At 69.5% G+C, this 13,327-nt stretch carries 1 protein-coding gene (cut by a window edge); it reads left to right on the top strand.

What is annotated here, in order from left to right:
• Nucleotides 1-2: 2 nt before the first annotated feature.
• Nucleotides 3-13,327, top strand: the 5' portion of a protein-coding gene (locus LZC95_19195) for an SDR family NAD(P)-dependent oxidoreductase (GenBank protein ID WXA98935.1). The gene runs 6,799 nt beyond the window's last position; the window shows 13,325 of its 20,124 coding nt (coding positions 1-13,325); its start codon is at nt 3-5; the stop codon falls past the right edge of the window.

Here is a 13,327-nt window from a genome sequence, read left to right as displayed (position 1 = left end):
TCATGAGTAATTCACCCAACGAGACCATCGAAGCGCTTCGTGCGGCCTTGATCAATGTCGAGCGATTGCGCAAACGCAATCGCGAGCTCGTCGATGCATCGCGCGAACCGATTGCCGTCGTGGCCATGGGCTGCCGCTATCCCGGCGGCGTGCGGAGCCCGGAGGATCTCTGGGCGGTCTTGTCCGAAGGCCGGGAGGGCATTACCGCATTTCCCACCAATCGCGGCTGGGAGCTGGAATCGCTCTACGATCCCAATCCGGACGCACCGGGAAAGAGCTACGCGCGCGAAGGCGGCTTTCTTCACGAGGCGGATCAATTCGATCCCGGTTTTTTCGGCATCAGCCCGCGCGAGGCGCTGGCCATCGATCCCCAGCAGCGCCTGCTCCTGGAGACGTCGTGGGAGACGGTGGAGCGCTCGGGAATCGATCCCGCATCGCTCCAAGGCTCGCAGACCGGCGTGTTCGTCGGGGTCATGTACAACGATTACGGCCTGCTCTTGCCGGCGCCGGACGATCTCGAAGGCTACGTGGACATCGGCAGCTCGCCCAGCGTCGCCTCGGGTCGCATCGCGTACACGTTCGGCCTCCACGGTCCGACCGTCACGATCGACACGGCATGCAGCTCGTCGCTGGTGGCAATTCACCTCGCCTGCCAGAGTTTGCGCAAGGGCGAGTGCTCGCTGGCGCTGGCCGGCGGCGTCACCCTCATGGCCACGCCGCGGACGTTCATCGCATTCAGCCGGCAGCGCGGCCTCGCCCTCGATGGACGGTGCAAGTCGTTTTCGGCGGATGCCGATGGCACCGGTTGGTCCGAGGGCGTGGGCATGCTGCTTTTGGAGCGGCTGTCGGACGCCAAACGCAACGGGCACCCCATCGTGGGCATTCTACGGGGATCGGCCGTCAACCAGGACGGCAAGAGCCAAGGTCTGACCGCCCCGAATGGGCCGGCGCAGGAGCGGGTGATTCTGCAGGCCCTGGAAAACGCGCGGCTCGGGCCTCAGGACATCGATGCCGTCGAGGCCCACGGGACGGGCACGACCTTGGGCGATCCCATCGAGGCGCACGCGCTCATGGCCACCTACGGGCAGGCCCGCGCGCAGGACAAGCCGCTCTGGCTCGGCAGCCTCAAGTCCAATTTGGGGCACACGCAAGCGGCGGCGGGCGTGGGCGGCATCATCAAGATGATCTTGGCCATGCAGCATGGGCTTTTGCCCAAGTCGTTGCACGCCGGGAATCCCTCGCCACGCATCGATTGGTCATCGGGCGCCGTTCGGCTCCTGAGCGACGCCGTTCCCTGGCCCGCCTACGATGCAGCCGACAAGCGCCGCCGCCGTGCGGGCATTTCCTCTTTTGGCGTCAGTGGCACGAACGCGCACGTCATTCTGGAGGAGCCCGAATCCACCCCCGTGCCCGTGCCCGTGCCCGTGCCCGTGCCCGTGCCCGTGCCCGAACCCGTGCTGCTCTCGGCGAAAACCGAGCCCGCATTGCACGCGCAAGCGCGGCGGCTTCGCGAGCACCTGGCCAAGCACCCGGATCTGCCGCTCGCCGACGTAGCCTTCTCGCTGGCCTGCACGCGCCCTCACTTCGAACACCGCGCCGCGCTCGTGGCACGAGATCGCAGCGAGCTGCTCGAGGCGCTGGAGGCGTTGGCGCAAGGCTCGCCAACCTCGAGCACCGTCCTGGGACGGAGCAAGGGTGACGGCGGAAAGGTCGTCTTCGTCTTTCCGGGGCAAGGCTCGCAGTGGCAAGGCATGGCGCTCGGGTTGCTCGCGAGCTCCTCCGTCTTCCGCGAGCAAATCGCAGCGTGCGCGCGCGCCTTCGAGCCGTACGTCGACTGGTCGCTGCTCGACGTGCTGCAGGGCCGGGAGGGTGCGCCGTCGCTCGATCGCGTGGACGTCGTGCAGCCGGCGCTCTTTGCCGTCATGGTCGCGCTGGCCGCGCTGTGGCGTTCGCACGGGGTGCTTCCCGACGCCGTCGTGGGCCATAGCCAGGGCGAAATTGCGGCTGCGTTCGTCGCGGGCGCCCTCTCGCTCGAGGATGCCGCAAAAGTCGTCACCCTTCGCAGCCGTGCGCTCACCCGTCTCGCGGGCACCGGCGCCATGGCCGCCGTGCAACTCGGGGCCGATGCGCTGCATGCGTACCTCGCGCCCTTCGGCCGGCGCCTGTCCATCGCGGCGATCAACAGCCCCAGCGCGACGCTCGTCTCCGGCGAGCCCGAGGCCGTCGATGCGTTGCTCGCGCAACTCTCGGCCGCGCAGGTTTTCGCCCGCAAGGTTCGCGTGGATTATGCCTCGCACTGCGAGCAGGTCGAAGCCATCGCCGAGCGGCTCGCGTCCGAGCTGGGGACGCTCTCCCCGCGGACGGCGAGTGTGGCGTTGCACTCGACGGTCACCGGTGGCCGGCTCGAAGGGCCCGAGCTCGATGCGGCATACTGGTACCGCAACCTGCGCCAGACCGTGCGCTTCGCGGAGGTGGCTCGGGACCTGCTCGAGCGCGAAGGGTACGGCTTCTTCGTCGAGGTGAGCCCGCACCCCGTGCTCACGATCGCGCTGAACGAGACGTTCGAGCGCGCCGGCCTTCCGTGCACGGTCACGGGCTCCCTTCGACGCGACGAAGGGGACTTGGGGCGCTTTCTGCTCTCGTTGGGCGAGCTGCACGCGGGTGGATGGCCCCTCGATTGGAAGGCGTTCTTCGCATCGCGATCGCCCCGCCGTGTCGACCTGCCGACGTATGCCTTTCAGCACCAGCGCTTCTGGCTCGAGGCGCCGAAGAAGAAACGTGCCGATGTGACGTCTGCGGGTCTCGCGTCCACGGAGCACCCGCTGCTCGGGGCCATTGTCGAGCGGGCGGACGAGAACGGATACGTCCTCACCGGGCGCCTGTCGCGTGCCGAGCATCCCTGGCTCGGCGGCTCCAGCGCCACGGTCTTCGTGGAGTTGGCCCTGGTTGCGGCACGCTATGTCGGAATCGATGGCGTCGAGTCCCTGACGCTGGATGTGCCGCTCGCGCTGCCCGCCGACGATGCCGTGTTGGTGCAGTTGTTCGTCGGCCGAGAGGCTTTGGCCATCTACGCGCGCCCGGAGCATGCGGCGACGTGGACCAAGCACGCGAGCGGGACGCTGGGTCGTTCGCCGGCGCCCCGCGCCTGGATGCACGGCGACGATGCCCTCGAGGTGGAGCTTCCACCCGCCTTGGCGGCCGATGCGGAGCGGTTTCATCTGCACCCGGCGTTGCTCGATGCGGCCTTGCAGGGGCGGACGCCTGCCGTGTGGCGGGGCCTTTCGCTGCAGGCCGTGGGCGCTTCGAGGCTGCGCGTGCGCGTTGCCTCCCTCGGAGAAGACACGATCGCGCTCGATCTCGCGGATGCCACCGGGGAGCCGGTGGCCCGCATCGACGCGGTCACCACCCAGGCGATGACGGCCTCACATGCGGATACCCTGCTGCGGGTCGATTGGGTGCCCGTGGAGCTGCCCGCGGCCTCGTCGGAGCCGTTGCCCGACGTGGTGCCCTTCGTCCACGATGGCTCGGAGCCTCTCGTTCCCGCCGCCCACGAGGCCAGCGCCCGAGCGCTCGCGCTTCTGCAGTCCTGGCTCGCAGGCGACTCGGCCTCGCCACTCGTCATCTCCACACGCGGCGCCGTCGCCACCCACCTCGACCGCGGCCTCGCCGATCTCGTTCACGCGCCCCTCTGGGGCCTCGTCCGTTCTGCGCAGTCCGAGAATCCCGACTGCAGAATCCTCCTTCTCGACACCGACGACTCCGAAGCTTCCCGCCGCGCATTCCCCTCCGCCGTCGCCCTCGGCCTTCCCCAGTTGGCCCTTCGAAAGGGCCTCGCCTTCGTTCCCCGGCTCGCCCGGCTGGAGAGCACGTCGGCCACGCCGACGCGCTTCGAGGGCACGGTGCTCATCACCGGCGGCACTGGAACCTTGGGCGCGCTTCTCGCACGGCATCTGGTGCGCGTTCACGGCGTCCGCCATCTGCTCCTCGCCTCCCGACGCGGTCCCGAGGCCGATGGCGCCGAGGCCCTGTGCCGCGAGCTCGAGGAGCTCGGCGCCCACGTCTCCATCGTCGCCTGCGATGCCTCCGATCGCGCCTCCCTCGAGCGGCTCCTGGCTTCCATCGCCGCCCAGCACCCCCTTCGAGCCGTCATCCACACCGCCGGCACCCTCGACGATGGGCTGCTCACCTCCCTCACCCCCGAGCGCCTTCGCTCCGTTCTGCGCGCCAAGCTCGATGCCGCCGTGCACCTGCACGAGCTCACCCGCTCACTCGATCTTTCCGCCTTCATCCTCTTTTCTTCGCTCTCCGGCGTTCTCGGCGGGCCTGGGCAGGCCAACTATGCCGCCGCCAACGCCTTCCTCGATGCGCTCGCCCGCCATCGCATCGCCCAAGGTCTGCCCGCCCTCTCCCTCGACTGGGGCTTCTGGGCCGACCGCAGCGGCATGACCGCACACCTCGATCCGCGCGATCTCCAGCGCATGGCTCGCAGCGGGCTGCGTCCCCTCTCCGCCGACGAAGGCCTCGCCCTCTTCGATGTCGCACTCGCCCGGTCCGAAGCCGCCCTGGTGGCGGCCCGCTTCGACTTTCTCGCCCTTTCGGCGCAGCCCTCGGTCCATCCGCTGCTCCAAGGCCTGGTTCGCGTTCGTCCGGCGCGGCGGCTCGCCCGCAATGTCGCCGCGGCCTCTTCGCTGCAAGAGCAGCTCGTCGCGCTCGATCCGGCCGAGCGCGAGCAGGCCGTGCTCGAGCGGATCCGTCCCGAGATGGCCGCCGTTTTGGGTATGGGCTCGCCGGGTGCGCTCGAACCGCAACGCGCCTTGCAGGAGCTCGGGCTCGATTCGCTCATGGCCGTCGAGCTTCGCAACCGACTTTCAGCTGCAACTGGGTTTCGATCGCCCATTACGCTGCTGTTCGACCATCCCACGCCCGCGGCCCTTGCACGGTTTTTCGCGCAGAAGCTCACGGGGGACGCGCTCGCGCCCACCGCCCGGACCGCGACGGTGGTGAACGACGAGCCCATTGCCATCGTGGCCATGGCGTGCCGCTTTCCCGGCGACGTCCGCTCGCCCGAGGATTTCTGGCGCGTGCTCTCGGAGGGGCGGGACGTCATCTCGCACTGCCCCGACAACCGCGGCTGGGACATCGATGCGCTCTACGATGCAGATCCCGATGCCGCGGGCAAGACTTACGTGCGCGAGGGCGGCTTCGTGCGTGATGCCGACACGTTCGATCCCGCGTTCTTCGGGATCAGCCCGCGCGAGGCGCTGGCCATCGATCCGCAGCATCGGCTCTTGCTCGAAACGTCATGGGAGGCCCTGGAGCGCGCGGGCATCGACCCGACGACACTGCAGGGCTCACCCACGGGCGTGTTCGTGGGGATCATCGAAAATGGCTACGGCTCGCGCGTGCGGCGCGCCCCGGGCGATCTCGAGGCGTACGTGGCCATCGACAACCTGGCCAGCCTGGCGTCGGGCCGCATCGCCTACACGCTCGGGCTCGAGGGTCCGGCGGTCAGCCTCGATACGGGGTGCAGCTCCTCGCTGGTGACCATTCACCTGGCCTGCCAATCCTTGCGGCTTGGCGAGTGCTCGCTGGCACTGGCCGGCGGCGCCGGGGTGATCGCCACGCCCAACGTCTTCATCGCGTTCAGCCGTCAGCGCGCGGGGGCTCCCGATGGTCGCTCCAAAGCCTTCTCGGCGCAGGCCGACGGCGCGGGATGGGCCGAGGGCGCCGGTATGGTGCTGCTCGAGCGTCTCTCCGATGCCAAGCGCCACGGCCACCCCGTTCTGGCTCTTCTGAGGGGCTCGGCCATCAACCAGGACGGCCGCAGCCAGGGCATGACCGCCCCCAATGGCCCCGCGCAAGAACGCGTGATTCTGCAGGCGCTGGCCAATGCGCGGCTCGATCCGCGCGATGTCGATGCCGTCGAGGCGCACGGCACCGGGACTCGCCTGGGCGATCCCATCGAAGCCCACGCGCTGCTCGCGACCTACGGCAAAGCGCACTCGGAGGAGCGTCCGCTCTGGCTCGGAAGCGTGAAGTCCAACATCGGGCACACCCAAGCCGCCGCCGGTGTGGCCGGTGTGATCAAGATGGTGCTCGCCATGCAGCACGGCGTTCTGCCCAGGACGCTGCATGCGGAGGAGCCCTCACCGCACATCGATTGGGAGCCCAGCGTGCGGCTGTTGAACGAGCCCGTGGTCTGGGCGGTGCAAGGCCGCCCGCGGCGCGCGGGGGTTTCGGCCTTTGGCATCAGCGGGACCAATGCCCACGTTGTCCTGGAGGCCATCGACCCCGTGCCCGTGCCCGTGCCCGTGCCCGTGCCCGTCCCCACCCCCGTGCTGCTCTCGGCGAAGACCGAAGAGGCGCTGCGGGCCCAGGCAGAACGCCTTCGCGAGCATCTCGAGAACCGGCCAGAGCTCGGCCTGGTCGACGTCGCATACTCGCTGGCGACCACGCGGGCGCACTTCGCGCATCGCGCGGCATTCGTCGTTCGGGACCGCGGCGAGTTAACCGCCTCGCTCGAAGCCTTCGCACAAGGACGCCCGGCGGCGGACATGGTCAGCGGTCACGCCGGATCGGGGGGCAAGGTGGTCTTCGTTTTTCCCGGACAAGGCTCGCAATGGAAGGGCATGGCGCTCGCCTTGCTCGAGAGCTCGCCCGTCTTTCGGGAGCAACTCGAGGCCTGCGAACGGGCCTTTTCGCCGTACGTCGACTGGTCGCTGCTCGAGGTCCTTCGCGGGGATGCAGCCTCGCTCGAACGCGTGGACGTCGTCCAGCCGGCGCTCTTTGCGGTGATGGTCTCACTCGCCGCGCTCTGGCGGGCGACGGGGATCGAGCCGGACGCCGTCGTTGGCCATAGCCAGGGCGAGATTGCGGCGGCGTACGTCGCGGGGGCGCTGTCGCTCGAAGATGCCGCGCAGGTGGTGACCTTGCGCAGCCTCGAGCTCACACGGCTCGCGGGCAAAGGGGCCATGGCCGCCGTCGAGCTTGCGGCCGCGGAGCTCGAGAAGCGCCTCGAGCCGTTCGGCGAGCGACTCGCCATCGCGGCCATCAACAGCCCGCGCAGCACCCTCGTCTCGGGCGATCCCGAGGCCATCGATGCCCTGCTTCGCGAGCTCGATGCGGCCCAGATTTTCGCCCGCAAGGTGCGCGTCGACTACGCCTCCCACTGCGCGCACATCGAAGCGGTGCGCGAGGAGCTCGAACGGAAGCTCGCGGGCATTTTGCCGCGCCGTGCCGCCCTGCCCCTCTATTCCACGGTGACCGGAGAGGAGCTCGATGGCACCGAGCTCGATGCCGCCTATTGGTACCGCAACCTTCGGCAGACGGTTCGTTTGCAGGATGCCACCGAGAAGCTTCTCTCCGACGGCTACCGCTTTTTCGTCGAGGTAAGCCCGCACCCCGTACTCGGCCTGGCTTTGACCGAGACCCTCGAGCGCCGCGAGCTCGAACCCGCCCCGTGCGTAGTCGGATCGCTGCGGCGCGACGAAGGCAACTGGGCGCGTTTCCTTCTGTCGGCGGCCGAGCTTCATACGCGCGGGTGCCCGCTGGACTGGGCCCGCGTGTTCGCCGGCAAGAACGTGCGGCGCGTCGACCTGCCGACGTATGCGTTTCAACGCGAGCGCTTCTGGCTCGAGGCGACGGGCAACGACGGCAGCGACACGGCCATGGAGCCTTCCCGCGAGTCGAGCTTCTGGGAGGCCGTCGATCAGGGCGACGCGGACGTGCTCGGGGCGGAGCATCGCGATGCCCTCGCAAACGTGCTCCCCGCGCTCTCGAATTGGCGACGGCAGCAGCGCGATCGGGGCACCATCGACACCTGGCGCTACCGCATCACCTGGAAGCCGATTTCCATCAACGCCGAGAACGCGTCCGGCCCTTGGCTGCTCGTGGTTCCGGCGCGCTTCGAAAAGGATCCCGCGACGACCGCGCTCGCCGATGCGTTTGCCCCCACCGTGCTTCGCCTGGGCGACGAAGCCCTCGATCGCGCCGAGCTCGCAGGCCGGCTGCGCGAATTAGCTGCCCAAGCAACGACGCCATTCCGCGGCGTCATTTCCCTCGCCGCACTGGACGATACGCCGCGCGAGGCGCAGCCCAGCGTGCCGCTCGGGCTTGCGCTCACCTTGTGCCTTGTGCAGGCCTTGGGCGACGCCGGCGTGCTGGCGCCCTTGTGGATCCTGACCCGCGGGGCGGTGTCGGTGGGGCGCTCGGATCGACTGACGCACCCGGCGCGCGCGATGAGCTGGGGCCTGGGGCGCGTGGTCGGCCTCGAGCACCCGGAGCGCTGGGGTGGCTTGGTCGATTTGCCCGACGCCCCGCTCGATGCGAAGGCGCTGGAACGCTTGCGGGCAGCCCTGGTCGCTGCGCGCGAAGACCAGCTCGCGCTGCGCGCGACGGGCCTGTTCGCACGGCGCATGGTGCGCGCGCCGCTGGGCCCCGATCCGCGGCCCGCGCGGGCGTACGAGCCTCGAGGGACGGTGCTGATCACCGGCGGCACCGGAGCCTTGGGCGCACACGTGGCGCGCTGGTTCGCGAAGCGTGGGGCCGAGCACGTGGTGCTCGTCAGCCGGCGCGGTGCGAATGCCCCGGGGGCCCTTGCCCTCAGCGAGGAGCTATCCGCCATGGGTGCCCGGGTCACCGTGCACGCGTGCGACACCGCCGATCGCGGTGCGCTCGAAGGGCTGCTGCGGCAGCTCGATGCCTTGGGCCCCGAGCTTCGCGCGGTGGTGCACACGGGCGGTGTTTCGCAGGAGACGCCGCTGGCGGGCATGACCTTGGGCGAGCTGGGCGACGTCGTCTCCGGCAAGGTCGCGGGCGCGCGGCACTTGCACGAGCTGCTCGGAGAGCGGCGGCTCGACGCCTTCGTGCTCTTTTCGTCGGGATCGGCAAGCTGGGGCGGCGGCCAACAGGGCGCCTATGCGGCGGCGAACACCTTCCTCGACGCTTTGGCCGAGCAACGCCGCGCCGAAGGCCTGACGGCGACCTCGGTTGCGTGGGGCGGGTGGGCCGGTGGAGGCATGCTGACCGATCGCGCGAGCGCGCTGCTGCAGAACCGCGGGGTGTTGCCGATGGCCCCGGAGCTTGCCTTGGGCGCCCTCGTGCAAGCGCTCGATCACGACGAGACGACGCTCACCGTCGCCGACATGGACTGGTCGCGTTTCGCACCGACCTTCGCCGCCGCGCGACCGCGGCCGCTGCTCGACGACATCCCCGAGGTGCGGCGCGCGCTCGCGGAGGCGCCTTCGTCGCCCTCGAGCGCGCAGGAATCGGAGCTTCTGAGCAAACTACGGCCCCTCTCGGAGGCGGACCGTCTGCGGCAGTTGGTCGCGCTGGTGCAAGCGGAGACGGGGTCCGTTCTGGGCCATGCCGATGCTTCGCGCATCGAGACCGGCAAGGGCTTCTTCGATCTGGGCCTCGATTCCGTGATGGCCGTCGAGCTCCGCCGCCGCTTGCAGAAGGCCACCGGCGTGAAGGTGCCCGCCACCATCGCGTTCGACCATCCTTCGCCACAACGTGCGGCCGCCTTTTTGCGGGAGTCGCTGGCACCGGCGCTCGGCCTCGCGGCGAGCCCCGAGGTGGCCACCGCCGACGGTGAACGGCATGCGATGCGCAACGAAGCGCTGGCCATCGTGGGCATGGCGTTGCGCCTTCCCGGAGGTATCGACGACGCCGACGGTTTCTGGCGCCTTCTCGAGCGGGGCGGCGACGCGGTCGCGCCGATTCCGCGAACCCGGTGGGACGCGGACGCCGTGTTCGACCCGGATCCGGACGCGATGAGCAAAAGCTACGTGCGCGACGCAGCGCTGCTCGACGACGTGGACCAGTTCGACGCGGCATTCTTCGGCATCAGCCCGCGCGAAGCGAAGCATTTGGACCCTCGCCAGCGCCTTTTGCTCGAGGTGACGTGGGAAGCGCTCGAGAACGCAGGGATCACGCCGTCGTCGCTGAAGGACTCGAGCACCGGTGTGTTCGTGGGCATCGGCCCGGGCGACTACACGCCGTTCTTGGGGTACGCCGATCAGCTGGAAGCCTACGATCTGCAAGGCTCCCTGCCGTCGTTCGCCGCGGGGCGGCTGGCGTTCACCCTCGGGCTGCAGGGGCCCGCGCTCTCGGTGGATACGGCGTGCTCGTCCTCGCTGGTGGCGCTGCACATGGCCTGCCAGTCGCTGCGGCAGGGCGAGTGCGATTTGGCGCTGGCCGGCGGTGCCAGCGTGATGGCGTCGGCCGATGGTTTCGTGCTGCTTTCGCGCACACGCGCGCTTGCCCCGGATGGGCGCTCGAAGGCTTTTTCGGCCTATGCCGATGGCTACGGACGCGGTGAAGGCGCCATCGTGCTCGCGCTCGAGCGGCTGAGCGATGCGCAGGCGCGCGGGCACGAGGTGCTGGCGCTGGTGCGCGGCACCGCCATGAACCACGACGGGGCGTCCAGCGGAATCACGACCCCCAACGGGTCGTCGCAACAGAAGGTGCTCCGCGCGGCCTTGACCGATGCGGGGCTCGCGCCGTCGGACATCGATGTCGTCGAGTGCCACGGAACGGGAACCTCGCTCGGCGATCCCATCGAGGTCCACGCATTGGGCGCCGTCTACGGCGAAGGACGGGAGCCTTCACGCCCGCTGTTCTTGGGTGCCGTGAAGAGCAACATCGGGCACCTGGAGTATGCCGCCGGGCTCGCGGGCGTCGCCAAAATGGTGCTCGCGCTGCAGAAGGGCGCACTGCCGCCGACGCTTCATTCCACGCCGCGCAATCCGTTCATCGAGTGGGATTCGTTTCCCGTGCAGGTCGTGGATGCACTCCGGCCTTGGGAGCATCGGGCGAATGGGCCACGGCGCGCGGGGGTATCCGCGTTTGGCCTCAGCGGGACCAATGCGCACGTCGTGTTGGAGGGCGTCGATCCCATCGCTCCCGTGTCCGTGCCCGTGCCCGTGCCCGTGCCCGTTATCCTATCGGCCAAGAGCGCCGAAGCGCTTCGCGCGCAAGCAGTGCGCCTCCAGGAGCACGTGCAGGCGCACCCCGACGTAGCGCTCGTGGATCTCGCCTATTCGCTCGCCACATCGCGTTCGCGCTTCGAGCACCGCGCCAGCCTCGTCGCACGCGATCGAGAGACGCTGGTCCAGGATCTCGCATCGCTCGGCCGAGGGGAGCCGGAGGCAACGACGGCCATCGGCCAAAGCATGGGCGAAGGCAAGGTCGTCTTCGTCTTTCCTGGCCAAGGATCGCATTGGCACGGCATGGCCACGTCGCTCCTCGAGACCTCCCCGGTCTTCCGCGCCGAGATCGAAGCGTGCGCGCATGCGTTCGCCCCCTTCCTCGAGTGGTCGCTCCTCGACGTCCTTTCGGCTCGAGACGGGGCCCTCTCCCTCGAGCGCATCGACGTCGTTCAACCGGCGCTCTTCGCCGTCATGGTTTCCCTCGCCGCCCTCTGGCGATCGCTCGGCGTCCAGCCCGATGCCGTGGTCGGCCACAGCCAGGGCGAGATTGCCGCCGCCTACGTCGCGGGCGCACTATCCCTCGACGATGCCGCACGGATCGTCGCCCTACGCAGCCGGGCCCTCGTGCCCTTCGTCGGCCTCGGCGCCATGGCCGCCGTCGAGCTTCCCCGTGCCGAACTCGAGCCGCTCCTCGTTCCCTTCGGCGAGCGCCTCTCCATCGCCGCCGTCAACAGCGATCACGCAACCACCGTCGCCGGACAGCCCGACGCCATCGAGGCCTTGCTGCGCGAGCTCGAGTCCAGGCACATCTTCGCCCTCAAGCTCCGCGCCGACGTCGCCTCCCATTGCGCCCCCATCGATTCGTTGCGCGGGCAACTCCTCGCCGATCTCGCCGGCCTCGAGCCAAAGGGCGCCGCGGTCCCTTTCTACTCCACGGTCACGGCGGGCAAGCTCGATGGCCCCGAGCTCGATGCCGCCTACTGGTTCGACAACATCCGCCACCCGGTGCTCTTCGGCGACGCCGTGCAGTTGCTCCTCGGCGATGGGCATCGTTTCTTCGTCGAAGTCAGCCCGCACCCGGTTCTTCTTTTGCCCCTGCAAGATACGCTCGAAGCGAGCGGCGTCCCTCACGCGGTCGCCGGCTCGCTCTGGCAGGACGAAGGGCAGTTCGAGCGCATTCTTCTCTCGCTCGGCGAGCTCCACACGCGCGGGCTCTCGGTCGATTGGAACGCCTTCTTCGCGCCGTTCGGCGGCCGCCGGGTGCGACTGCCCACGTACGCCTTTCAGCGGGAGCGCTATTGGCTCGAGACGTCGGGAACGAAGGCCGATATGGCCTCCGCCGGGCTCTCCTCCGCGGACCACCCGCTACTCGGCGCGGTCTCCGCGCTCGCGGACAGCGATGGCTATCTCTTCACGGCGCGGTTGTCCTCGGCAGACCATCCATGGGTCGCGGGTCACACGGTCTTCGGCAGCGTCATCGTGCCCGGCACGGCCTTCCTGGAGCTGGCCCTCGCCGCGGGGCATCACGCGGGCCTCGAGCAGATCGAGGAGCTCACATTGGAGGCGCCCCTCGTGCTTCCGCCCCGCGGAACGACCTCGCTGCAACTGGCGCTCGGCGCGCCCGATGAGGCGGGGCGGCGATCGATCACGGTGCATGCGCGCCCCGAAGGTGAGGCCACCTGGAACCGACACGCCAGCGGCACCCTCGCGCCCGCGGCCGTGGGTTCGACCGGCTTCGACGCACACGTTTGGCCTCCCGAAGGAGCGACGGAACTGCCGCTCGATGGCTTCTACGAGCGCCTCGCCCAGGCGGGCCTCACCTACGACGCGGACTTCCGACTGCGCCATGCCTACCGCCGCGGCGACGAACTGTTCGCGGAGGTGCGGCTGCCCGAGACGGCGGGCCGTGAAGGCGAACGGCGTGCGAGCCCTGCATCGGGAAGCTTCGGGATCCATCCCGGACTGCTCGACGCGGCGCTGCACGTCCTCGCCGTCGATCTGCGGGAGGAGAGCGATGTGGGGCTTCCCTTCTCGTGGGGTGGTGTGTCGCTCCATGCCGTGGGCGCATCGACCTTGCGCGTGCGTATCGCTCGAAACGGCGCGGACTCGGCATCGATCGACGTGGCCGATGTAGCCGGAGAGCCCGTGGCCCGCATCGAGGCGTTCGCCACCCGCCCCGTCTCGCCGGAGCGCTTTCACCGGCACGATGGCCTGTTGCGGGTCGATTGGGTGCCCTTGCAGGCTACGGCGCCCGTGCCCGATCACTGGGTGCGGCTCGGACCGGGTGAACGCTACGAGAGCCTCGCCGCGCTGGCGGATTCCCTCGGCCGAGGCGATCGTTTGCCCGATACCGTCGTCGTCCCCTTCGTGGCGAGTCCACGGGCGGACGTCATTTC

The organism is Sorangiineae bacterium MSr12523, assembly GCA_037157775.1.
GTDB classification, from domain to species: domain Bacteria; phylum Myxococcota_A; class Polyangia; order Polyangiales; family Polyangiaceae; genus Pendulispora; species Pendulispora brunnea.
Note: the sequence above shows the minus strand (reverse complement) of the source record. Positions and strands in the feature narration are given on the sequence as shown.